The organism is Cryobacterium sp. M96, from assembly GCF_002929845.1.
Lineage (GTDB): Bacteria > Actinomycetota > Actinomycetes > Actinomycetales > Microbacteriaceae > Cryobacterium > Cryobacterium sandaracinum.
Genome location: NZ_PJJS01000040.1, coordinates 17,259 through 39,956, shown reverse-complemented (window position 1 = coordinate 39,956; position 22,698 = coordinate 17,259). Strand labels below are relative to the sequence as shown.

Genomic DNA, 22,698 nt, shown 5'->3' with positions numbered 1-22,698 from the left:
TCAGTTCTTCCTCGGGCTCGGCCCGGATGCGGGTGAAACGGCTGCGGGTGAATCGGGCACTCCTGAGATGGGCGCCGAGGACGACGCCCGGATGATCAGTTCGCTGGGCAGCACCACCGACTCGGGGGTGCCTCCGCCAATGACCTCGAGCAGCATCTTCACGGCGATCCGGCCCATGTCCTCGACACTGTGCGAGATGACGCTGAGCGCCGGGTCGAGCAGGGCGAACCACTCGATGTCGTCGAACGCGATCAAAGCCACGTCCCGGCCGATACGCAGCCCGCGCTTGTGAAGAATGGCGATCGCGCCCACGGCCATCGGGCTGTCGGCGGCGAGCAGGGCGGTGGGCGGCTGGCGCAGTTCGAGCAGCGCGTGCACGCCGGCCGAGCCACTGGCGGCCTGGAAGTCGCCGAAGTAGACCAAGTCGGGGTCCTGGCTGAGGCCGAACTCGGCCACCGCGCGAGTGAAGGCGGCGAACCGGTCCCGGCCGGTCGAAATGGCCTGCGGGCCCGAGATGTAGCCGATGCGGGTGTGGCCGGCCGCGGCCAGGTGTGCAACAGCCTGGCGGATGCCGGTTTCGCTGTCCGTGGTCACGCTCGGCACATCGAGGCCGTCCACGGTGCGGTCCACGAAGACGGTCGGGATCTTGCGTTCGATCAGCGAACGGATGCTGCCGCTGCCGTCCCCGAGCGGTGCCACGACGATGCCGTCCACTCGCCTGGAGATCAGGGTGTCCAGGTACCGGTCCTGCTGTTCCTTGCGCTCATTCGCGTTGCCGAGCAGCGTGACATAGCCGGCAGCCAGGGCGGCCTGTTCGACCGTGTGGGCGAGGTCGGCGAAGAAGGGGTTGCGCACATCCGACACCAGCAGGCCGATGGACTCGGTGTGGGTGCTGCGCAGGGCGCGGGCCTGGGCGTTGGGCCGGTAGTCGAGCTGGGCGGCCGCGGCGGCGACGCCAGCCCGAGCCGCGGGCGAGGTGGCCGGGCTGCCGGACAGGACCCGGGAGGCCGTGGCCACGGAGACGCCGGCCAGGGCGGCGACATCCTTGATCGTGATGGCAACCATCTCTCACCTCTTCGTGTTCGTGCGGGTATCAATGTAGTCGTGGAATCGTTTCCATGGAAACGATTTCATACTAGGTCCCCGCGAGGGCCGCTGTCAACGAGCCCGGAGGAACAGTGCAGCGAAGTAGCATGCCCGGTACGGCGCGGAGGAGACCATGGAGATTCAGCGAGATACCTACAGAGACGGCACCCTTCTGGGTCGGCTAGAACTCGGACGGATCCATCCGAAAGTCACAGACCTGCCGGTAGCGGACCTGTCGGCGGGGCGACCCGCGTCAGTCCTGGGCCTGGGCCTGTCTGCGCCTCGAAGTCGCGGCCCCGTCGGTGGTCAAGCCCGTCGAGACCCGGCGAGTCAGTCATCAGGGTTCCCGTGCCACATTGCACCTCCCGGCACGCGTTCCGTAAAGCGGGCGCACGTGAGAGGATCCGCCGTCGTCCCCAACCTGCGCCACGGCACCGAGCGTTGCTGCCGGTCAGGCCGCGGGCTCAGCGCTGACTCGGTGGCGCCGCGCGGCCAAACAGCCGTGCTGCTGAACAAAGATACGAAACTTTTATCCACAAAAGATGAGTGACACTCGACTACGTGTGCTCCTTAAAGTATCCTCATAACATGACGAACTCGCGGATGACCTCAGGCNCTCGCGGATGACCTCAGGCAGGCGGCCGACGCCGTCGCCCTGCTGGGCTCCTCGAGCGCCGACCTCGCGACTCTTCCCGACGCCGAGGCTTTGGCCGGCCAGAAGCGGATCGCCTGCGCGCGCCGTCTGCTCGACACCTATGCCGCGTTGATGGCCGCAACCATCGCCCGCCGGTCCCGCCCGGAACTTGGCCACTCGGGGCTGGCCGCGCAGCAGGGGTTCCTCTCGCCCGAGGCCCTGATCCAGAACTGGACCGGCTCATCCAAGGGCGACGCCTACAAGCTCGTCGCGGTCGGCACGATGATGGCCGACACCGAGGCGGCCGACAAGCTGGTCGAAGAGGCACTCTCGACGCTCTCGACGCCCGACGCCCGACGCCCGACGCCGACGCCGACGCTGTCGACGTCGCGGCGTTCGCCGCGAGGGTGCCCTGGCAGGCGCCGGTTGCCCGGGGCGTCACCGCCGGCACGCTCTCGGTTGACGCGGCCGAGGCTATCCGGGCCGGCTCGGCCAGATCGACGCGGCAGTTACCGCGGAGAAGCTCCGGGTGGCCCTCGCGGCGCTCCTCACCGAGGCACCGTCACTGAATGCCGACGAGGTCTTCAAACGGGCCCGCCGGATGCGCGACCGGCTCGATCAGGCCGGCATCGCCGCCCGCGAGAAGCAGGCCCACGACGACCGCTACCTGAAGGTCTACCGGCTGAGCAATGGCAACGTGCGCCTGAACGGGCTCTTCGCCCCCGAAGACGGCGAGTTCGTGCTCTCCACCTTCGACTCCATCACCAGCCCCCGCCGCGGCGGAGTACGCTTCGTCGACCCGGAACGCGCCGCCTGGGCCCAAAAAAAGCAGGACGACCCGCGCAGCACCGAGCAGATCAACACGGACTCCCTCGTGCAACTGCTCACAATCGCCGGCGAAGCCGACCCCGGCCGGGTCTTCGGCGGACGCCGCCAGGCGGCGCGTGATCGTGACCGAGAAGGCCCTCACAGCCGAACCCGCCGAGCCGGGTGCCGCCGAACCCGCCGCTCACGGGCAGATCGAAGGCAACCCGGTCCCCATCTCGCAGGAAACCATCGACCGGGTGCTCTGCGACGGCGGATGCCGGTGGGTCGACTGCGACAGATCACCGGCCTGGACCGAAGCCCACCACATCAACGACTGGCTCACAGTCAGCGGAGACACCAACCTCGCCGACGGAGTGCTGCTCTGCCACCCGCACCACCTACTGCTGCACAACCAGCACTGGAAGATCACCCGCACCGGAACGCAACACTGGCTCCGGCCACCGGTGGAGAACGATCCGGAGCAGACACTGATCGCACTGCCGAGCAAGCGGGTGGGGCTGTAGGGCGCGGCTCTCGTCCCGGGTCTTGACAGGCTCGACCACCGGCGGGGAACCTCGGGAGGGCGGGTCGCCGGGTCTCGACAGGCTCGACCACCGGGGCTCGGGTTAGGGGCGACCGGTGAATTTGTCCATGGAGCCGTAGACACCGAAGACCCGACCCGCGACGACGTCCCACAGGGGCAGCGGCAGCAGACCGCGGACCACCTTCGAGAGCACGACCGTCCACGGCATGGTGAGCATGGGCTTGCCCGCGAGCATCGCCTGCCAGACCCGTTCGACCACGTATTCCGGCGTCATCACCGGCGTCAGCAGCGGACCGCGGGCACCCTCGAACATCCCGGTCGAGATGTAGCTGGGGCAGACGGTCGTGACCTTCACGTGCCCGAACCGTTGCTGCTTGAGCTCCAGACGCAGCGAGTCGCCCCACCCGATCAGGGCCGCCTTCGACGCCGCATAGACGCTCATCCGAGGGTTCGAGAGCATCCCGGCCGCCGACGCGATGTTCACGATACGCGACGCACGACCGCGATTGGCCATCATCGCCGGGAGGAACTCCCGGGCGATGTACATCGGCGCGAGCGCGTTGATCTGCATGGTCGGCCGCGTGTCCGCGCCGTTGTCGTGCTCCCAGAAGAAGGCTCCGCGCACGATGCCGGCGTTGTTGATCACGATGTCCGGGTCGCCGACCTCCGTGCGCACCCGCTGGGCGGTCTGGGCGATCGCGCCGAGGTCGGCGATGTCCACGACATACGGGACAACGAGCGTGCCCTCGCCGGCCCGATCGCCGAGGATGCCGGCCGCACGGGTCAGCGCCCCGGCGTCCCGGTCCCAGAGGATCACGGCTTTCGCGCCCTCGGCGACGGCCCGCTCGGCATAGAGGCGGCCCATGCCGCTGGCGGCACCGGTAATGAGCACACGGGCTCCGGAAACGGTTCGAGTCATGGCCCCATCATCCCAAGAAGAAGCGCCGCGTGTTACGTCGGGTTGCGGCCGGCCCAGCAGCATCCGTCTGCCCTCGGCTAACGTCAAGCAACTCTTCCCCTCCCTCGACCGAAAGCCGCCCATGCCGCACCGCGCCGCACCACACGAGGCGTTCGCCGATCCGGCGTCCGTGCGCGGCGCGGCGTCCAGATCCACGGCCACGACCACGACCGGAAACTCGGCCTGCACAGTCGAGTTCGAGGCGATCGGCCGCACGTTCGCCCCTGCCACGACCCGCGGGGCCACCGCCCTACCCCCGGTGCTCCGCGACATTTCCCTCACGGTGCGGCCCGGCGAGGTGCTGGCGATTCTGGGCACGAGCGGATGCGGCAAGTCCACTCTGCTCCGCATCGCGGGCGGCCTCGACTCCCCGACCATCGGCCAGGTGAGAATCGACGGCTCGCCCGTCGCCGGCATCGACCCGCGCTGCGCGGTCGGATTTCAGGAGCCGCGCCTGCTGCCCTGGCGCAACGTCACCGAGAACGTCGCACTGGGACTGCCCCGCGGCACCCCGCGGGCCGCCGGCCGCGCCCGCGTCGCCGAACTGATCGAGCTGGTCGGTCTGGCCGCGTTCGCCGGCCACCGCCCCCAGGCCATCTCCGGCGGGATGGCGCAGCGTGCCTCCCTCGCCCGGGCGTTGGCCCGCAACCCGGGCGTTCTGCTGCTCGACGAACCGTTCGGCGCCCTCGACGCGCTCACCCGCCTGAAGATGCAGGACCTCCTGCTCGACGTGCACGCCCAGGCGCCGACGACGGTCCTCCTGGTCACGCACGACGTCGACGAGGCGCTGCAATTGGCCGACCGGATCATCCTGCTCGGCCGGCCCGACAACGACACCCGCGCCGGCGCGACCATCGTGCAGGAACTCACCGTTCCCGGGGCCCGCCCCCGCGACCGCGGCTCGGCGGAACTCGCCGAACTGCGCGGACGACTTCTCGCCGGGCTCGGCATCGACCGCCACGGCGAGGCACGCGGGCTCGCCGCGACCTCTACCATCCCGGCCTTCCCCTACTGACTTTTCTGCCTCACCACTTCACCACCGCACTGCTTTCACCACCGCTTTCCCACACCGGGTGCAGCATCCGCTGCCCAATCAACTGAGAGATCCCGATGACACAGCACCGCTCCACCACACGAATCGCACTCCTTGCCGTCGCAACCGCCGCCGCCCTGCTGCTCACCGGCTGCGTCGCGGGTGAAAACCAACCGGTCGCCGAGCCGGCCGAGGCCGCCGAAGCGGGTAAGACCACCGTCACCACCGGCGGCACCCTCAACATCGACTTCGCCACCTACAACCCGCTCAGCCTGGTGATCAAGGACCAGGGCTGGCTCGAGGATGCCCTCAGCGACCAGGACATCGCCGTGAACTGGGTACAGTCGGCCGGCTCCAACAAGGCCAACGAGGCACTGCGCGCCAATGCCATCGACGTGGGTTCCACCGCCGGCTCGGCCGCGCTGCTGTTCCGCTCGAACGGCTCGCCGATCCAGGTCATCGACATCTTCTCGCAGCCCGAGTGGGCGGCCCTCGTCGTTCCCGGCGACTCCGCGATCACCGACGTCGCCGATCTCAAGGGCAAGCAGATCGCCGCCACCAAGGGCACCGACCCCTACTTCTTCCTGCTCCAGTCTCTGGAGGAGGCCGGACTCACCCTCGACGACGTGACCGTGCAGAACCTGCAGCACGCCGACGGCTGGGCTGCCCTCCAGAACGGCTCGGTCGACGCCTGGGCCGGACTCGACCCGATCATGGCCGGTGCCGAGGCTGCCGGCGCGGAGCTGCTCTACCGCAACGTCGACTTCAACAGCTACGGGTTCCTCAACGCCACCGAAAGCTTCCTGACCGAGAAGCCCGATGTGGCCCAGACCGTCGTCGACGTCTACGAGCACGCCCGCGCCTGGGCGCTCGAGAACCCCAGCCAGACCGCCGAGATCCTGGCCGGCGTCTCGGGCCTCGACCTCGCCGTGGCCACCACGGTGATCACCGAGCGTTCCAACCTCGACGTGGACAACGTGCCCGGCAAGGCCCAGCTCACGGTGCTGAAGAAGATCGGCCCGACCTTCGTCGCCGCCGGTGACGTGGCAGCGCAGAGCCAGATCGACGACGCCCTCGACACGATCGTCAACGACAGCTTCGCCACGAAGGCCGACCCGTCGGTCGTCACGGAGTAATCAGGAACCACCGTAGCGCCGTCCGGGGCGGGCAACCGCCCCGGACACCCGCACCACCAGCACCCCCTGCACCCAGCACCCCGGCCCCACCAGCGCCACCCACCGAGAGGACGCGACCATGACCGAGACTGTGCCCCGCACACTGCCCCGCACGCTGCCGCGCACGTCGGCCCGGACCGTGCCCGACGCCACCGCATTCGCTGCATCCGCCCCCGCCGCCCGCACGGCGCGTGCCCCGCGCCGGCCGCTCGCCTCGCGCGGCTGGATCGCCCTCGGCGGCGGAGCGGTCCTGCCGGTCCTGATCCTCGCGGCCTGGCAGCTCACCACCGCGCTCGGCGTGTTCACGATGGCCCAACTGCCCTCCCCCGCGATGGTCTGGCAGGCCGGCGTCGACCTGTTCGCGAGCGGGCTGCTCGGCCAGTACGCGGCGATCTCCACCCAGCGAGTGCTCATCGGTTTCGCCGTCGGCGCCGCCCTGGGCATCGCCCTGGGCGCCCTAGTCGGCCTGTCCCGGGCCGCCGACGTACTGTTCGCCCCTACCCTTGGCGCCATCCGGGCGGTGCCGTCGCTCGCCTGGGTTCCCCTGCTCATCCTCTGGCTGAAGATCGGCGAGGAGTCCAAGCTCACCCTGATCGCCATCGGCGCCTTCTTCCCCGTTTACACGACCGTGTCTGCGGCGCTGCGGCACGTCGACCGTCAGCTCGTGGAGGCGGGCCGCGCGTTCGGCCTGCGCAGGGCGCGCCTGTTCACGGCCGTGCAGCTGCCCGCGGTGATCCCCGCCGTGGTCTCCGGGCTGCGGCTGGCTCTGGCCCAGGCCTGGCTGTTCCTCGTGGCCGCCGAGCTGATCGCCTCCTCGATGGGGCTGGGCTTCCTGCTGATCGACTCCCAGAACAACGGCCGCATCGACCGCATCCTGCTCGCCATCATCCTGCTCGCCATCCTCGGCAAGCTGACGGATGCCGCCGTTGGCCTCTTCGAGCGCTGGGCGAACCGCAAATGGGCCTGACGCCGATGCCGGCCCCGTTCGATCCGGCGAGCGCCACCATCCGTAATCTCCTGACCGAAACCCGGCGCTACCCGGCCCCGGCCGCCTTCGCGGCGCAGGCCAACGTCGACGCCACCTGGTGGGACCGGGCCGCCGCCGATCCGATCGCGTTCTGGGCCGAGCAGGCCAACCGCCTCGACTGGGCCGAGCCGTGGCACACCGACCACACCTGGCAGCCGGCCAGGGCGGACGCCGACGGCGTGCTCTCCATTCCCCGCGCCGAGTGGTTCGCGGGCGGCAAGCTCAACGTGGCCGTCAACTGCGTCGACCGGCACGTGGCCGCCGGCAAGGGTGACAAGGTCGCCTTCTACTTCGAGGGAGAGCCCGGCGACCGCCGAACGATCACCTATGCCGAACTCGAACGCGCGGTGAACCGCGCCGCCAACACGCTTACCGACCTCGGCATCGTGCCGGGCGACCGGGTCGTGCTCTACCTGCCGGTGATCCTCGAAACCATCATCATCACCCTCGCCATCGCGCGCCTCGGCGCCGTGCACTCGCTCGTCTTCGGCGGCTTCTCCGCCGAAGCGCTGCGGTTCCGGGTCGAGGACACCGGCGCGAAGCTGCTCGTGACCACCGACGGCCAGTTCCGCCGGGGTCAGGCCGTGCCGGTCAAGGCCGCGGCCGACGAGGCCGTCGCGGGCGTGGACTCGATCGAGCACGTGCTCGTGGTGCGCCGCACCGGCGACCTGACCCCCGACATCCCCTTCACGCCGGGCCGGGATGTCTGGTGGCACGACAGCGTCGACCTCGCCTCCCCCGTGCACGAACCCGCGTACTTCGACGCGGAGACCCCGCTGTTCATCATCTACACCTCGGGCACGACGGGTACTCCGAAGGGGCTCGTGCACACCAGCGGCGGGTACCTCACGCACACCTCCTGGAGCCACTGGGCCGTCTTCGACGTCAAGGACGACGACGTGCACTGGTGCACGGCCGACCTGGCCTGGGTTACCGCTCACAGCTATGTGCACTACGGGCCGCTCTCCAACGGCACCACCTCGGTGATCTACGAGGGAACGCCGAACACCCCGCATCCGGGCCGGCACCTCGAGATCATCGAGCGCTACGGGGTGACCACCTATTACACGGCGCCAACACTCATCCGCACGTTGATGACGTGGTTCCCGGAAGGGCTGCCGAGCGAGTTCGACCTGTCCAGCATCCGTCTGCTCGGGTCGGTCGGCGAGGCCATCAACCCGGAGGCCTGGGTGTGGTTCCGCGAGAACATCGGCGCTGGCAGCGCCCCCATCGTGGACACCTGGTGGCAGTCTGAGACCGGCGCCGCCGTGATGGCGCCGCTACCGGGCGTCAGCACGCTCAAGCCCGGTTCGGCCCTGCGCGCCCTGCCGGGCCTGACGACCCACGTCGTCGACGACCACGGCCGGCCGGTGCCGTTCGGCTCCGGCGGCTACCTCGTGATCGAGGGCACCTGGCCAGGCATGGCCCGCACCGTCTGGGGCGACCCCGAGCGCTACCGCGACTCCTACTGGGCCCGGTTCGCGAAGCAGGGCTTCTTCTTCTCCGGCGACGGCGCGAAATACGACGACGACGGCGACATCTGGCTCCTCGGCCGCGTCGACGACGTCATCAACGTGTCCGGGCACCGCTTGTCGACGATCGAGATAGAGTCGGCGCTCGTCGCACATCCGCTGGTCGGCGAGGCCGGCGTCGTCGGCGTGACGGATGCGAGAACAGGCGAGGCCATCGCGGCCTTCGTGATCCCGGCCGCGGCACCGCGCCCCACCAGCGGTTCCGGCGAGCGCGGCAACCTGGGCGACCCCGCGGTCTGGCTGGCCGCCCGGGGCACCCTCGAGCCACTGCTGCGCGCGCACGTCACGCAGGCCATCGGGGTCGTCGCCCGGCCGCAGGAGGTGTTCGTTGTGCCTGACCTGCCCAAGACCCGCTCGGGCAAGATCATGCGTCGCCTCCTCGGCGATATCGTGGCCGGTCGTGCGCTCGGCGACGTGACCGCGCTCCAGGACGACTCGGTTCCGGGCCGCATCGCCGTGATCGTGGCGGCCGCGCGGCAGCGCTGAGCGCACGGTTCCAGCGCCTACCCAGCGACGGGTGGAATCGTAGGGACCAACGCCCCAGACGACCCGAGCCAGAGGAGCACACCATGGGATTCTTCGACCGCCTCTTCGGAACCGAGCCCCAGCAGCCGGAACAGCAGCGACGCGCGGCCGCACCGCAGCGCACCGACGACGAGATCGCCGTCGATCGCTATCAGTACCTACTGCGCACGGCACCGCCCGAGACGATCGAGCAGGTGCACGCGGAGGCCTTCAGCAAACTGAACGATGAGCAACGCGACCTGCTGTTCCGCCAGCTAAGCGAGAACGCCAACGCCAGCGAGCGCCCGGCGAACGCCGAACCGGCAACACTGGCTCAGGCGGCCACCCGGGCGGAGCTGCGCCAGCCCGGCACCCTCACCCGCGCCTTCGGCAACCAGGGCCAGGGCGGGCCGAGCTTCGGCAGCATGGTCGGCAGCTCCCTGCTCGGCACCGTGGCGGGCTATGTCATCGCGTCGACGCTGATGAGCGCTTTCCTGCCCATGGACTCCGGCGGCGCGGATGCCTCGGGCGCCGACTCCGGTTCCGGCGACTCCGGCGGCGATTCCGGCGGCGACGCGGGTTCCGGCGGCGACGCGGGTTCCGGCGGCGACTCCGGCAGCGGCGATTTCGGCGGCGGCGATTTCGGCGGCGGCGATTTCGGCTTCTGAGCCCACCCCCTTCCGCGAGAGTCGCTCCCGCTCAACCCGGCCACTCCCCGCCGGGCGGTGGTCACTGCGGGGCTGTAGCCTGAGAATTAGCGGCGGAAGATCCGCGACGGCTGAGGCATCCGCCGGCTGAGACTCGAACAGGGCTGGTCACCGTGCGTGAAACGGGGGTGTTAATCGTGCTGCGGCACGGCCAGAGCACCGCGAACGCCGCCGGGCTGTTCACGGGCGTGCTGGATGCGCCGCTGTCGGATCAGGGGATCCGCGAGGCCCACACGGCCACCATCCTCCTCAACCTTGCGCTGCCGGGCGAACGGCCACCGACCACCGGCACCGGCTCTCCGGCCATGACCACGGCACCGGCACCCGCTGCAGCACCTGTCACCCTGTTCACCTCGACGCTGACACGCGCCCGGCAGACCGCCGCGATCGTCGCCGCCGGTCTGGCCCGCCCGCCGGTCGGCTGCGACGCCGACTGGCGACTGAACGAACGCAATTACGGCGCGCTGACCGGCCGTTCCAAAGACGATGTGCGCGCCGAGTTCGGCGAGGAACAGTTCGTGGCCTGGCGCCGCTCGGTCGCCGAGGCCCCGCCCGCCATGGGCGACCTGCTCTACGACGAGTTCGCCGGCACCGCCCTGTTCCGCGCGCTGCCGGCGGCCGCACTGAACCGCACCGAGGCGCTCAGCGACGTCATCACCCGAGTGGATGCCTTCCTCACCGAGCGCGTCGACCCGCTTCTCGCCCGCGGCGAGATCGTGCTCGTGGTGGCCCACGGCAACTCCCTGCGGGCTCTGTGCGCGGTGATCGACGGCCTGTCCGACGGGCAGATCCGCGACCTGAACCTGCCCACCGGACAGCCGTTGGTCTACCGTTTCGACGCCCGGGGGCGTCCCGTGCCGTTCGGCGGCCGCTACCTCGACTCCGTCACCGCGCTGGCGGCCGCCCTCACCCTCGCGAATGAGGGCGGTACCTGACGATCTCGAGCCTGTGAGCTCGGGTGTGTGATCTCGAGCCGTCCGTGACGTTCCGGCTCCCGTCGCTTAGCTTGTCTGCGCCCCGCGGGCCGCCCCGGCCGACAGCCCGAGGGCGAGGATACGGCACACCGTGGCGGCGGCCCGTTCGAGGTTCGCCGGACCATCCGTCAGTGCCTGCGGGAGGTCGCTGACCTCCTGAACGATCGGCACCAGCGCGGCGAAGCCCTGGTCATAGAGCACCTCGGACCCGGGTCCTACCCGGCCCGCGAACGCGATCACGGGCACACCGTTGCGCGCGGCAGCCTCGGCCACGCCGAGCGGGGTCTTGCCGTGCAGGGTCTGCCCGTCGATGCTGCCCTCGCCGGTGAAAACGAAGTCGGCCCCGCTCAGGCGACGCTCGAGGAGGGCGGCCTCCATCACCACCTCGACGCCCCGCCGCATGCGGGAGTCGAAGCAGGCGAGGAAGGCCGCGCCGAGCCCGCCGGCCGCGCCGGCGCCGGGCAGCTCCGCCACGGAACGCCCGGAATCCGCGGTCAGCACCCGCGCGAAGACCGTGAGGGCCTCCTCGAGGTCCCGCACGGCCTGCGGATCGGCGCCTTTCTGCGGGCCGAAGACGGCGGTGGCGCCGCCCGGACCGAGCAGCGGATTGGCGACATCGCTCGCGATCTCGAACGACGCGGACCGCGCCCGCGGGTCGAATCCTTCCAGGTCGATCCGGCAGAGCCGCGCAAGCGCCGCTCCCCCGCAGTCCAGGTCACGTTCGGCGGAATCGAACAGACGAGCGCCGAGGGCGTGAAGCATGCCAGCCCCTCCGTCGTTGGTCACCGAGCCGCCCAGCCCGATCACGAACCGGCTCGCACCGCGGTCCAGCGCGTCGGTGATGAGCTGCCCGACGCCGTACGTGCTGGCGGTGCGTGCGTCCCGGTCGGCTGCGGCGACGAGATGGATGCCGGCCGACGCCGCAACCTCGATGATCGCCAGCTGCTCGGCGGCCACATAGCCGTAGGCGGCCAGCACCGGGCGTCCGCGGGCATCCTGAACCTCGGTCTCCACGATCTCACCGCCACAGGCGGCAACCATCGCGTTCACGGTGCCCTCGCCGCCGTCGGCCATCGGCACCCGCACGCACTCGGCGCCGGGGAAGACGGAACGGATGCCGCGCTCCAGGGCCGTGGCGGCCTCGACGGCCGACATGGATTCCTTGAACGAGTCGGGGGCCAGAACGAACTTCATGGTGTTGATCTTCCCGGTCCCGGGCACCAGCTGCAACTGCAGGGCGCAGGACGCAGCATCCGCTACCCCCGCGTAGGCTCGAAACCATGCGATTCGGACTCTTCATACCTCAGGGCTGGCGTCACGACCTGGTCGACATCGATCCCGTCGAACAGTGGGCGACCATGAGCGGCCTCGCCGCGCACGCCGACGCCGGCGAGTGGGAGTCGATCTGGGTGTACGACCACTTCCACACCGTGCCGGTGCCGAGCGAGGAGGCCACCCACGAAGCCTGGACGCTGATGAGCGCGTTCGCCGCCACCACGACACGGGTGCGCCTCGGCCAGATGTGCACCTGCATCAGCTACCGCAACCCGGCCTACCTCGCGAAGGTCGCCTCGACCATCGACATCATCTCCGGCGGACGCGTCGAGATGGGCATCGGCGCCGGCTGGTACGAGCACGAATGGCGCGCTTACGGCTATGGCTTCCCGCGCGCCGGCGAGCGCCTCGCACGCCTCGACGAGGGCGTGCAGATCATGCGCCAGGCCTGGGCCACCGGTAAGGCCACCCTCGACGGACAGCACTACCAGGTGGACGGCGCCATCGTGCGGCCGCTACCACTGCAGGACGGAGGCATCCCGGTCTGGATCGCCGGCGGCGGCGAGAAGGTCACCCTCAAGATCGCGGCGAAGTACGCGAACTACACGAACTTCGACGGCTCCCCCGAGGGCTTCTCGCACAAGAGCGAGTTGCTCGAGGCGCACTGCATGGCGGAAGGCACCGATTTCGGCGCGATCACCCGCTCGGCGAACTACAACACCGTGATCGCGGCGACGGAGGCCGAGGTCGCCGACCGTCTCGACGCCATCGAGGCCCGGGTCACCCCCTACCTCGGTTCGGAGGGCGCGGCGGCATTCATGGCCGAGTACCGCAGCGGCGAGGCGCAGTGCGTCGGCACACCGGAACAGGTCGTCGAGCGCCTGAACGGCATGAAGGCACGCGGCCTCGGTTACGCCATCCACTACTTCCCGGAGGCCGCCTACGACCGCTCGGGTCTGGAACTCTTCGAACGCGAGGTCATGCCCGCGCTGCGTTGATCGGGCCGCACCCCGTGCTCTCCCGCCGGCCCCGGCACGCCCACCCCACCCCACCCGCGCAAAGATGGAACCCATGACCAGCACGAACACGGCGACCAGGCCCGCCCGCATCACCTGGGCGGAGGCCGGGCGGACTCGGTCGGCCCTCTGGCACTCGGAGAGCGGTTGGGCGCCGCCGGAACGCGTCGTCATCGCCGACGACACGATGACCGCGGATGCCGCCTACCGCCACGCGAAGGCTGGCACCGGCATGCTCTGGCGCGGCGACTTCCTGGGCGCCCGCCAGTTGCTCAGCGCCCTCGCCCGCCGCATCGACCACGGCCGGCACGCGCCCACCACCGACCTGGCCGCCGCTTTCCGGCACTACCGCTCCGAGGCGCTGCGCCGCTCCCGGCTGCTCGGCCTGGTGTTCGTGCCGCTCGACGCCGACTACACCGTTCCGCTCCGCCGCGCGCCCGACGTGCGCCAGGCCTGCACCGAGACCTACGGCCCGGCGACGGATGCCTCGGTCACCGCCCTGCGCGAGCTCCTCGGCGTCATCGGGGCGCACGAGTGGCGCACGACCGGGGTCGACGTACCCGCGCTCGGCGCCCGCATCCACCCGCACTACGGGGTGTTCTCGCCCGTGCGCGGCGAATACCTCGACCTGGTGAACACGGCCCCGCTGCCGGCAGCCTGGGCCGGAGGTTCTGCGGCTGAGGCCGGCTCGATCGCCGGGACCGCCACCGCGTTCGACATCGGCACGGGCACCGGGGTGCTCGCTGCGGTGCTGGCGCGACGCGGCATCCGTCACGTGGTCGGCACCGACCAGGAGCCACGGGCGCTGACCTGCGCGCGCGCGAACATCGGGCGGCTCGGGCTGGCCGGTGCGGTCGAGATCATCAAGGCCGATCTGTTCCCCGCCGGCCGCGCCGACCTCGTGGTCTGCAACCCGCCGTGGATTCCCGCGTCCGCCGTCACCGCCACCGACTTCGCCGTCTACGACCCCGACAGCCGGATGTTGCGGGGCTTCCTGGCCGGGCTGGCCGACCACCTCCAGGCGGCCGGGGAGGGCTGGCTCGTGCTCTCCGACATCGCCGAGCACCTCGGGTTGCGCTCCCGCGGCGAACTCCTCGACCTGATCGAGGACGCGGGCCTCGAGGTCGTCGCCCGCCTGGACGCCAAACCCGTGCACGGCCGCGCCGCCGACGCGTCCGATCCCCTGCACGCCGCCCGGTCGAAGGAAGTGACGTCGCTCTGGCGGTTGCGGGCCGTCTCTCCGCCGGCCCAGTCGACTGCCGATGCCCCCGACGCGCCTGACGCTGTTCGGTGAACCGTCAGGTTTGAAGGGTGCGCGGCGGCGCCCGCCCCTCGAACGTGTCGTTTCGAGCGCTACTTGAGGTTCGGCGTGCCGCCCTTGTTCGCGGCGAGGCGCCAGCGGGACCAGGGCCAGATGCCGTCCATCTCCACCTCAAGCGAGAAGCTGAGCAGCACCCGGATCACCACGATCGCGCCGAGCACCAGCACGCTCTGCGGGGTCGGATCCACCAGGATCGTGCGGATGATATCGGCGATGATCAGCACTTCGAGCCCGAGCAGGATGGCCCGGCCCAGATTGCGGCGCAACTTCTCATAGGCCCGCTGCCGGGTGTCGGCCCGCAGCGCGGTCGGCACCGCAGCGATCATCGCGGCCGCGCCGCCGAGCACCATGATGGCTGCACCGGCCGCCTCGACGATCCGCACGACCGCCGAGATCACCTCGTCAAAGTTCATCGGCGGCGCTCCTCGCTGCATGGTCGCTGCATGGTCGCCTCGACGATAGCGCAGGCCACCCCCGCGGTCGAGCCATCCGGTGGTCGAGCCATCCGGTGGCCCAGCCTGTCGAGACCCGGGCAGCCGGTTCTCGTGCACCGCCCTCTCGCGCCGCAGAGACCAAAAGCTCCGTGTGCGCCCACAATCACCGCCGGAAGGGCGGCACTCGGCACAATGGGCGATTCTCGGAGAATGACCGGAACAACGCACACTTTCAACCGGAACGGGGGCTTTCGACGACCGGAGGGTCGGAACACGGCGATTCGTTGCGAGATATGGCAAGAAAACGCCCGCACCCTCCCGCTACTCTGGACCGTGGCGCCAAATGGCACCACCGGCACCACCCAGCACCACCACGAACGACCCCGCCGCGACCGCGGCACTCACGAAGAACGGAGGTTCCCATGTCGAATTACGTTGCGCACGATGCACTGGTCGGTGAGCCCGAGGTTCTCGAGGATGCCGTCACCGCCGCCAACCCGGCCACAAGCCCGGCCTGGCTCCGGCTCAAGTCCGCGGCCACCTCGCTTCAGGCCAGCCAGGCGCAGGACGGCTCCATCCCCGTCGCCGCCGACCACGCGGATGCCGCGGCGCACGTCGGCGTGATCGCCGCCGCCATTGACGAGCTCGCCCCGCTGTTCCCGCACGACGCCGCCTACCTCGCGGCCGTGACCCGGGACTTCACCCGCTGGAGCACCGAGGGCTTCGGCGTGCCGGACTTCTTCGACTCCCTGATGGCGTTCCAGCCGCAGCAGCAGCGGGCCGACGGCATCCGTCACCTGGTCGTGTTCCCGATGTACACGCAGAACGGCAGCGCGAACCGCTTTGTCGAGGCCGTGCTGATCGAGGTGATCTGGCCGGAATTCATCGACGAGCTCGAGCAGGAGTACACGAACGAGCTGTTCATGCCGATCCGTTTCCTCGATTTCACGCCCGGCTACGACACCAACTCGGCCGTTTTATTCCCCGAGACCGTCGCCATGCGCCAGATCCCCTCCTTCACCTGGGGTGCGATCTTCGCCGACCGCGAAGCTGCCCGGTTCCGCCGGGTCGTGCGCGCGGCCGCCGAGATCACGCGTCTCGAACTGCCTGCCGATGCGGCGGCGCTGCTCGACGACCAGCACCTGACCGAGGAAACCTTCGTCATGTGGGACCTCATCCACGACCGCACGCACATGCGCGGCGACCTTCCATTCGACCCGTTCATGATCAAGCAGCGGATGCCGTTCTTCCTCTACTCCCTGGAGGAACTGCGCTGCGACCTGACCGCGTTCCGCGAATCGGTCACGATCGAACGCGACGAGAACGCCAGCCCGGAAGCACGCCGGCACGCGAAACTTGTGCAGTACGCCGTGATCTTCGACCGGATCTTCCGATTCTCGATCAGCGGCACCCGGGTGCGGAACTACGACGGGCTGGGCGGGCAGCTGCTCTTCGCGTGGATGCACCAGCACCACGTGCTGCACTGGACCGACACCCGGCTCACCTTCGACTGGGAAGCCGTGCCCGACGTGGTCATCGCGCTGGGCAAGCGAATCGACGACCTCTACTGGGCGTCGATCGACCGGCCGAAGAAGGCCCACTGGCTGGCCGCCTACGACATGATCGCGGAGACGCTCACGCCGAACCCGGCGTCGCAGTGGGCTCGCGGCCTGCCGCTGGACGTGCTTGCTGGCGCACCGAAGGGCTACACCGACCTTGTTCTGGACGACGAGTTCCCGCTGTCGATGTTCTTCGAGGCGCTCGACAAGAAGATGAAGCCCGTGATCGAGTCGACGGCCGGGCTCACCGGGCGTGACTGACACCGCAGGCAGGGCCGTCGCTGGTCGCACCGTGCTCATCGCCGGTGCGACCAGCGCGGCCGGCCGCGCCGTGGCCACCGCGCTGACGGATGCCGGCGCGCACGTGATCGCGGTCGGCACCAACGCCGAGCGCCTGCGCGGCTTCCGCGCCGAGGTTCCCGGTGCCGCAACCTATGTCTGCGACCTCGGCGACTTCGCCCAGGTCACGGCCCTGGCCGACGCCGTGCACGGCGAGCACGGTCCGATCGACGGCCTGATCCACCTGGTCGGCGGCTGGCGCGGCGGCGGCGGGCTGGCCGGCCAGTCCGACGGGGACTGGGATTTCCTGCACGCGCACGTCGTCGCCACGCTGCGCAACACCACCCGCGCGTTCAACGACGACCTGCTGGCCTCGCCGGCCGGTCGCCTGGCGATCGTGTCGTCGGTATCGGTCGACAAGCCGGCCCCGGGCGGCGCGAACTACGCCGCCGCGAAGGCCGCCGCCGAAACCTGGACCCGCGCGGTCGGTCAGGGCTTCGCGAAAGTAGGCGCGGATGCCGCGGCGGTCATCTTCGTCGTGCGTGCCCTCGCCGGGCTGGAAACCGCACTTGCGACCGCGGTGGTCGGCCTGTGGGACGCGTCGGCGGCATCCGTCAACACTTCTCGCGTGCTTTTGGCCCCCTGAACCCGACGTCGGCACCCCGCGGCGCGCTAGCGTGGAACCAGGCTACAGAGGGGTGGGCATGCTCGACATCAGGACCATAAACAAGCGTTATGGCACCCGGCAGGTGCTGACCGACGTGAGTTTCGGCGTCGAGAGCGGACGCCTGACCGGCTTCGTCGGTGCGAACGGCGCCGGCAAGACAACCACCATGCGGATCATCCTGGGGGTGCTGTCGGCCGACTCCGGCACCGTGCTGCAAGACGGCGTTCCGCTGACCAGCGACGACCGCCGCCGCTTCGGCTACATGCCGGAGGAGCGCGGCCTCTACCCGAAGATGAAGGTGGGCGAGCATCTCGTCTACCTGGCCCGCCTGCACGGGTTGGGCCCGGCTTCCGCCCGCCGCAACACCGCCGAGTTGCTCGACCGGCTCGGCCTCGGCGAGCGGGCCGGTGACCTGGTGCAGTCTCTCTCGCTCGGCAACCAGCAGCGCGCCCAGATCGCGGCCGCGCTCGTGCACGACCCGGAGTTCCTCGTGCTCGACGAGCCGTTCTCCGGCCTTGACCCGCTCGCGGTGGAAGTGGTCATGAGCGTGCTCTCCGGCTTCGCCGCCCAGGGCGCGCCGGTGCTGTTCTCCTCGCACCAGCTCGACATCGTCGAGCGCCTCTGCGACGACGTCGTCATCATCGCCGACGGCGAGATCCGGGCCAACGGCCCCCGAGAGCGGCTGCGCGAGCAGCACAGCAGCCCCCGGTTCGAATTGCGCACCGCGGCCGACGCTGAGTGGATCCATACCGTGCCCGGCATCTCCGTGCTCGACCTCTCCGGGGGTGTCGCCGTGTTCGAAGCCGAAACGGATGCCGCCAGCCAGTCCGTTCTGCGCCAGGCCCTCACCCGGGCCCCGGTGACACAGTTCAGCCAACAGCGGCCCAGCCTCGCCACGATCTTCAAGGAGATCGTGCAGTGAGCACCATCTGGAACGACCGCGCCGGCACGCCACACATCGGACGCCCGCAGGTTCGCCCCCGGTATCCGGCGCCGAGCTTCGCCCGGAGTGTGTGGCTTGTCGCGACCCGCGAGATCATGGCCCGGCTGCGCAGCAAGGCCTTCCTGATCTCAACCGGCATCCTGCTGCTCATCTCGGTCGGTTCCGTCGTCGCCGGCAGTATTGCGAGTCAGAACCTGACCATGCCGAAGGTGGCCGTCGTGGGGTCCGCCGCTCAGGTCGTCGAGCAGACCGAGTCGTTCACGATGGTGAAGGCCGATGACATCGGCGCTGCCGAGTCCCTGGTGCGGGACGGCACCGTCTCCGCGGCGGTCGTTCCGTCCACCCGGGCGGATGCCCTGCTCGGCGTGCGCGTCATCGCCCTCGACTCCCCGCCGGTGGGTGTGCTCGCGGCCCTGAGCGTCACCCCCGCGGTGAGCCTGCTCGAGCCGACATCGCGGCAGAGCGGTGGCCTCGTCTACCTCGTCTCCCTGGGCTTCGGGCTGGTCTTCTTCATGTCGGCGATCACGTTCGGCTCGACCATCGCGCAGAGCGTCGTCGAGGAAAAGCAGACCCGGGTCGTCGAGATCCTGATGACCACCATCCCGGTGCGCGCCCTGCTCGGCGGCAAGGTGGTGGGCAACAGCATCATGGCCTTCGGGCAGATCGTGGCGATCGGCCTGCTGGTGGCGATCGGCATGGCCACGACCGGCCAGTTCGGGTTGCTGGGCACCGTGGGGCCGTCGATCGTCTGGTTCGCCGTGTTCTTCGCGTTCGGCTTCGTCATGCTTGCGGCGCTGTTCGCCGCGACCGCGTCGATGGTCTCCCGCCAGGAAGACGTGGGCTCGGCCACCTCGCCCGTGCTGTTCCTCGTGATGATTCCCTATTTTCTGGTGATCTTTTTCAACGACAACCCCACCGTGCTCGCCGTCATGTCCTACATCCCGTTCTCGGCCCCGGTCGGCATGCCGATGCGCATCTTCCTCGGCACGGCCGCCTGGTGGGAGCCGCTGCTCTCGCTGGCCATCCTGCTCGCCTCGACGGCCGTGGTCATCCTGCTGGGCTCCCGCATCTACTCGAACTCCCTGCTGCGGATGGGCGCCCGCGTTACGTTGCGCCAGGCCCTGCGCGGCTGACCTGCCGCCCCGCCAGCCCGATCCCGGCCCCGAACCTGAACCCTGCCCCGAACCAATTCGACGTTGATTTTGCTCCCACGGGCCGGTTTCGGCCCGAAATCACCGTTTCAACGCAAAATCTCCGTCGAATTCGCACACCGAGCGCACAGAAGCGGAGCAGACGGATGCGCGAAGATGGAGGGGTGACTCAACTCCATGACCTTTCTTCGCGCGGGTTCGCATCCGACAACTACTCCGGGGTGCACCCCGAGATTCTCGAGGCGATCGTCGCCGCCAACGGCGCGCACCAGATCGCCTACGGCGAAGACGTCTACACTGCCCGGCTGCAGCAGGTCTTCACCGAACACTTCGGCGCGGGCGTCGAAGCCTTCCCGGTCTTCAACGGCACCGGCGCCAATGTGATCGGCCTGCAGTCGATGCTGCCGCGCTGGGGCGCCGTGATCTGCGCATCCACCGCTCATATCAACACGGATGAGGCGGGCGCCCCCGAAAAGGTGGCCGGCATCAAGCTCCTCACCGTCGACACCCCCGACGGCAAACTCACCCCCGCACTGATCGACCAGCAGGCCTGGGGCTGGGGCGACGAACACCGCGCTCAACCGCTCGTGGTGTCGATCACCCAGACCACCGAGCTCGGCACCGCGTACACGGTCGACGAGGTGCGGGCCATCGCCGACCACGCACACGCCCACGGCATGAAGCTGCACATGGACGGCGCCCGCCTGTCCAACGCCGCCACCTCGCTGGGCCTGCCGTTCCGCACCTTCACCCGTGACGCCGGCGTCGACGTGCTCAGCTTCGGCGGCACCAAGAACGGCATGATGTACGGCGAGTGCGTCGTGGTCCTGAACCCTGAGGCATCCGCGGGCCTGCTCTACCTGCGCAAACTGAACATGCAGCTGGCCTCGAAGATGCGCTTCATCTCGGCCCAGCTGATCGCGCTGCTCGGCGGCGACCTCTGGCAGCGAAACGCCGGCCACGCCAACGCCATGGCCACACGGATGCGCCACGCCCTCGAGACCGGTATCGCCGCCGGCGAAATCGAGGGCTTGTCCTTCACCCAGAACACTCAGGCCAACGCGATCTTCGCGATCCTGCCCCCCGGCGTGGCCGATCGCCTGCGCGGGCACTTCCGGTTCTACGATTGGGACCCCGCGACCAACGAGGTGCGCTGGATGTGCGGCTTCGACACCGAGGAGGCCGACATCGACGCATTCGTCGCGGCCCTGATCAGAGAACTGGCCGCCCGATGAACGTCTTCGAGAATAAACCCTGGCTCGGCTCCTACGCCCCCGGCGTTCCGAGTACCATCCAGGAACCGACCGACACGCTCTCCGACATGATCGAGACCTCGGCGCGCCGGTTCGGCCCCAGCGTGGCCCTCGACTTCTTCGGCGCCACCACCACCTACGCCGAGCTCGGCGAGCAGATCTCTCGGGCTGCAAACGGCCTCCTGCGCCTCGGCGTCAAACCCGGCGACCGGGTGGCCCTTGTGCTGCCGAACTGCCCTCAGCACGTGGTGGCTTTCTACGCCGTGCTACGCCTGGGCGCGATCGTCGTCGAGCACAACCCGCTCTACACCGAACGTGAACTCCGACACCAGTTTGAAGACCACGGCGCCCGCGTCGCCATCGTTTGGGACAAGATCTACCAGACCGTCACCGATTTCCCCGCCGACCTGGGCCTGCGCACCGTGATCGCGGTGAACCTGACGGAAGCGATGCCGCTCGCCAAGCGGCTCCTGCTCAAGCTGCCGATCGCTAAAGCCCGCGAGTCGCGAGACGCCCTGACCTCGGGCCCGCTGGGCAAGGATGCCTTCAGCTGGTCCGGCATCGTCGGCTCACGCAAGCTGCGCCCCGGCCACCCGCGCCCGAAGGTCACCGACACCGCCGCGCTCCAATACACCAGCGGCACCACCGGCACCCCGAAGGGTGCCATCCTCAGCCACTTCAACCTGCGCTCGAACGCCCTGCAGGGCGAGGCCTGGGTGCAGGGGCTGCGCCCTGGCGAGGAGGTCTTCTACGCGGTCCTGCCCATGTTCCACGCCTACGGCCTGACCCTCTGTCTGACGTTCGCGATGGCCACCGGCGCCCGGCTCGTGCTGTTTCCCAAGTTCGACGAGGGACTGCTGCTCGATGCGGCCCGGCGCACCCCACCCACATTCATGCCGGCCGTCCCGCCGATCTATGACCGGCTCGTGAAGGCCGCGACGGCGAAGAATGTAAGCCTGCGCAGCATCCGTTACGCCATCTCGGGCGCGATGAGCCTGCCGGTGTCGATCGTGGAACGCTGGGAGGCCGCCACCGGCGGGCTGTTGGTCGAGGGCTACGGCATGACCGAGGCCTCGCCGATCGCTGTCGGCAACCCGATGGGCCCGAGCCGGCGCCCCGGCACGGTGGGCGTGCCGTTCCCGAGCACCGAGATCCGCGTGGTGGACCCGGACGACCCGACCGTGAACCGCGGGATCGAAGAGGAAGGTGAGCTACTCATCCGTGGCCCACAGGTCTCTTCCGGCTACTGGGACCAGCCGACCGAGACCGCCAAGACCCTTCTCGATGGAGGCTGGCTGCGCACCGGCGACATCGTCCGCGTCTCCTCCGACGGCTTCGTCACGGTCGTCGACCGTATCAAAGAACTCATCATCACCGGCGGCTTCAATGTGGCGCCCTCCGAGGTCGAGGCCGCTCTTTTGTCGCATCCGGATGTCGCCGACGCCGCCGTCGTCGGGCTGCCGAGCGCGAACGGCGGCGAAGACGTCGCCGCCGCGGTCGTGTTGGCGGCGGGGGCCACCCTCGACGTCGACGCCATCCGCACGTATTGCCGCACCCGGCTCTCCGCCTACAAGGTGCCCCGCACCGTCGTGGAGGTCGACGAGCTGCCCCGGTCGCTGATCGGCAAGGTGCTGCGCCGCGAGGTGCGAGCCGGCTTGATCAAGGAGTAGCCGCGAGAGCGGGTAGAGCGTCGGTTTCGACGCCGCATTCCGACGCTTACCCGCTCGTGAGATGCTTCGGCGATGCGTATACCGCAGCGGCAGGTGGTAGCGGAATAGTGTGCCGCCGCCCGCGTTGGAGTGGATGGGTCAGCGTTGCC

At 69.6% G+C, this 22,698-nt stretch carries 19 protein-coding genes and 1 pseudogene; 16 read left to right on the top strand and 4 right to left on the bottom strand.

What is annotated here, in order from left to right; genetic code table 11:
- Positions 1 to 1,065 (bottom strand): LacI family DNA-binding transcriptional regulator, encoded by a 1,065-nt coding sequence (locus tag CXY79_RS05055; protein WP_104100058.1) that lies wholly within the window; start codon positions 1,063 to 1,065, stop codon positions 1 to 3.
- 1,184 nt (positions 1,066 to 2,249) lie between these two features.
- Between CXY79_RS05055 and CXY79_RS16890 the strand changes: the two are divergent.
- Both CXY79_RS16890 and CXY79_RS16395 read left to right on the top strand, forming a co-directional pair.
- A pseudogene (locus CXY79_RS16890) lies at positions 2,250 to 2,555 on the top strand (DUF222 domain-containing protein); the annotation flags it as partial.
- A gap of 115 nt (positions 2,556 to 2,670) precedes the next feature.
- Positions 2,671 to 3,051, top strand: a complete 381-nt coding sequence (locus CXY79_RS16395) for a hypothetical protein (protein WP_233191266.1) — start codon at positions 2,671 to 2,673, stop codon at positions 3,049 to 3,051.
- A gap of 102 nt (positions 3,052 to 3,153) precedes the next feature.
- Here the strand turns inward: CXY79_RS16395 and CXY79_RS05045 are convergent, their stop codons facing one another.
- A complete protein-coding gene (locus CXY79_RS05045; protein WP_104100056.1) occupies positions 3,154 to 3,990 on the bottom strand; it encodes an SDR family NAD(P)-dependent oxidoreductase in 837 nt (278 codons plus the stop codon).
- A gap of 121 nt (positions 3,991 to 4,111) precedes the next feature.
- Here CXY79_RS05045 and CXY79_RS05040 point away from each other — a divergent pair, with 121 nt between their 5' ends.
- The 6 genes from CXY79_RS05040 to CXY79_RS05015 all read left to right on the top strand — a co-directional run bounded on the left by CXY79_RS05040 (position 4,112) and on the right by CXY79_RS05015 (position 10,942).
- A complete protein-coding gene (locus CXY79_RS05040; protein ID WP_104100055.1) occupies positions 4,112 to 5,044 on the top strand; it encodes an ABC transporter ATP-binding protein in 933 nt (310 codons plus the stop codon).
- A gap of 95 nt (positions 5,045 to 5,139) precedes the next feature.
- A complete protein-coding gene (locus tag CXY79_RS05035; RefSeq protein WP_104100054.1) occupies positions 5,140 to 6,198 on the top strand; it encodes an aliphatic sulfonate ABC transporter substrate-binding protein in 1,059 nt (352 codons plus the stop codon).
- 118 nt (positions 6,199 to 6,316) lie between these two features.
- Complete coding sequence (locus CXY79_RS05030) at positions 6,317 to 7,204, top strand: ABC transporter permease (RefSeq protein WP_104100053.1); 888 nt, start codon at positions 6,317 to 6,319, stop codon at positions 7,202 to 7,204.
- On the top strand, positions 7,195 to 9,282 hold the full coding sequence (gene acs, locus CXY79_RS05025) for an acetate--CoA ligase (RefSeq protein WP_233191265.1): 2,088 nt from the start codon (positions 7,195 to 7,197) through the stop codon (positions 9,280 to 9,282). Before CXY79_RS05030 ends, acs begins: the two co-directional genes overlap by 10 nt.
- 83 nt (positions 9,283 to 9,365) lie before the next feature.
- Positions 9,366 to 9,968: a hypothetical protein gene (locus CXY79_RS05020; protein WP_104100052.1), complete on the top strand. Its 603-nt coding sequence runs from the start codon at positions 9,366 to 9,368 to the stop codon at positions 9,966 to 9,968.
- Between the two features lie 167 nt (positions 9,969 to 10,135).
- Entirely contained in the window at positions 10,136 to 10,942 is an 807-nt protein-coding gene (locus CXY79_RS05015; RefSeq protein WP_233191263.1) for a 2,3-diphosphoglycerate-dependent phosphoglycerate mutase, read from the top strand.
- Between the two features lie 66 nt (positions 10,943 to 11,008).
- Here the strand turns inward: CXY79_RS05015 and CXY79_RS05010 are convergent, their stop codons facing one another.
- A complete protein-coding gene (locus CXY79_RS05010; RefSeq protein ID WP_104100105.1) occupies positions 11,009 to 12,175 on the bottom strand; it encodes a glycerate kinase in 1,167 nt (388 codons plus the stop codon).
- A gap of 86 nt (positions 12,176 to 12,261) precedes the next feature.
- Between CXY79_RS05010 and CXY79_RS05005 the strand changes: the two genes are divergently transcribed.
- Together CXY79_RS05005 and CXY79_RS05000 are read left to right on the top strand one after the other, a co-directional pair.
- The gene (locus tag CXY79_RS05005) at positions 12,262 to 13,254 is read left to right on the top strand and encodes an LLM class F420-dependent oxidoreductase (RefSeq protein WP_104100050.1); all 993 of its coding nucleotides are present in this window, start codon (positions 12,262 to 12,264) and stop codon (positions 13,252 to 13,254) included.
- Between the two features lie 73 nt (positions 13,255 to 13,327).
- Entirely contained in the window at positions 13,328 to 14,566 is a 1,239-nt protein-coding gene (locus CXY79_RS05000) for a class I SAM-dependent methyltransferase (RefSeq protein ID WP_104100049.1), read from the top strand.
- 59 nt (positions 14,567 to 14,625) lie between these two features.
- On the opposite strand, the gene CXY79_RS04995 is transcribed toward CXY79_RS05000, so the two are convergent.
- Positions 14,626 to 15,006 (bottom strand): DUF1622 domain-containing protein, encoded by a 381-nt coding sequence (locus CXY79_RS04995; protein ID WP_104100048.1) that lies wholly within the window; start codon positions 15,004 to 15,006, stop codon positions 14,626 to 14,628.
- Positions 15,007 to 15,449: 443 nt separating this feature from the next.
- Here CXY79_RS04995 and CXY79_RS04990 point away from each other — a divergent pair, with 443 nt between their 5' ends.
- The 6 genes from CXY79_RS04990 to CXY79_RS04965 all read left to right on the top strand — a co-directional run bounded on the left by CXY79_RS04990 (position 15,450) and on the right by CXY79_RS04965 (position 22,549).
- The gene (locus CXY79_RS04990) at positions 15,450 to 16,847 is read left to right on the top strand and encodes a DUF6421 family protein (protein ID WP_104100047.1); all 1,398 of its coding nucleotides are present in this window, start codon (positions 15,450 to 15,452) and stop codon (positions 16,845 to 16,847) included.
- Positions 16,840 to 17,511, top strand: a complete 672-nt coding sequence (locus tag CXY79_RS04985) for an SDR family NAD(P)-dependent oxidoreductase (protein ID WP_233191261.1) — start codon at positions 16,840 to 16,842, stop codon at positions 17,509 to 17,511. The genes CXY79_RS04990 and CXY79_RS04985 overlap by 8 nt, the downstream gene beginning before the upstream one ends.
- Before the next feature lie 58 nt (positions 17,512 to 17,569).
- Positions 17,570 to 18,454: an ABC transporter ATP-binding protein gene (locus tag CXY79_RS04980; RefSeq protein WP_104100103.1), complete on the top strand. Its 885-nt coding sequence runs from the start codon at positions 17,570 to 17,572 to the stop codon at positions 18,452 to 18,454.
- A gap of 116 nt (positions 18,455 to 18,570) precedes the next feature.
- A complete protein-coding gene (locus CXY79_RS04975; RefSeq protein ID WP_104100102.1) occupies positions 18,571 to 19,608 on the top strand; it encodes an ABC transporter permease in 1,038 nt (345 codons plus the stop codon).
- 182 nt (positions 19,609 to 19,790) lie between these two features.
- Positions 19,791 to 20,861, top strand: a complete 1,071-nt coding sequence (locus CXY79_RS04970) for a low specificity L-threonine aldolase (RefSeq protein ID WP_233191259.1) — start codon at positions 19,791 to 19,793, stop codon at positions 20,859 to 20,861.
- Positions 20,858 to 22,549, top strand: coding sequence for a long-chain-fatty-acid--CoA ligase (locus CXY79_RS04965; protein ID WP_104100045.1), 1,692 nt, complete (start codon positions 20,858 to 20,860; stop codon positions 22,547 to 22,549). The genes CXY79_RS04970 and CXY79_RS04965 overlap by 4 nt, the downstream gene beginning before the upstream one ends.
- Positions 22,550 to 22,698 lie beyond the last annotated feature (149 nt).

Excerpts from the sequence above, each read along its gene's own strand:
- CXY79_RS05055 (WP_104100058.1), bottom strand. The coding sequence starts at position 1,065 with ATGGTTGCCATCACGATCAAGGATGTCGCCGCCCTGGCCGGCGTCTCC.
- CXY79_RS05045 (WP_104100056.1), bottom strand. The coding sequence starts at position 3,990 with ATGACTCGAACCGTTTCCGGAGCCCGTGTGCTCATTACCGGTGCCGCC.
- CXY79_RS05040 (WP_104100055.1), top strand. The coding sequence starts at position 4,112 with ATGCCGCACCGCGCCGCACCACACGAGGCGTTCGCCGATCCGGCGTCC.
- CXY79_RS05035 (WP_104100054.1), top strand. The coding sequence starts at position 5,140 with ATGACACAGCACCGCTCCACCACACGAATCGCACTCCTTGCCGTCGCA.
- CXY79_RS05030 (WP_104100053.1), top strand. The coding sequence starts at position 6,317 with ATGACCGAGACTGTGCCCCGCACACTGCCCCGCACGCTGCCGCGCACG.
- acs (WP_233191265.1), top strand. The coding sequence starts at position 7,195 with ATGGGCCTGACGCCGATGCCGGCCCCGTTCGATCCGGCGAGCGCCACC.
- CXY79_RS05020 (WP_104100052.1), top strand. The coding sequence starts at position 9,366 with ATGGGATTCTTCGACCGCCTCTTCGGAACCGAGCCCCAGCAGCCGGAA.
- CXY79_RS05010 (WP_104100105.1), bottom strand. The coding sequence starts at position 12,175 with ATGAAGTTCGTTCTGGCCCCCGACTCGTTCAAGGAATCCATGTCGGCC.
- CXY79_RS05005 (WP_104100050.1), top strand. The coding sequence starts at position 12,262 with ATGCGATTCGGACTCTTCATACCTCAGGGCTGGCGTCACGACCTGGTC.
- CXY79_RS05000 (WP_104100049.1), top strand. The coding sequence starts at position 13,328 with ATGACCAGCACGAACACGGCGACCAGGCCCGCCCGCATCACCTGGGCG.
- CXY79_RS04995 (WP_104100048.1), bottom strand. The coding sequence starts at position 15,006 with ATGAACTTTGACGAGGTGATCTCGGCGGTCGTGCGGATCGTCGAGGCG.
- CXY79_RS04990 (WP_104100047.1), top strand. The coding sequence starts at position 15,450 with ATGTCGAATTACGTTGCGCACGATGCACTGGTCGGTGAGCCCGAGGTT.
- CXY79_RS04980 (WP_104100103.1), top strand. The coding sequence starts at position 17,570 with ATGCTCGACATCAGGACCATAAACAAGCGTTATGGCACCCGGCAGGTG.
- CXY79_RS04975 (WP_104100102.1), top strand. The coding sequence starts at position 18,571 with ATGGCCCGGCTGCGCAGCAAGGCCTTCCTGATCTCAACCGGCATCCTG.
- CXY79_RS04965 (WP_104100045.1), top strand. The coding sequence starts at position 20,858 with ATGAACGTCTTCGAGAATAAACCCTGGCTCGGCTCCTACGCCCCCGGC.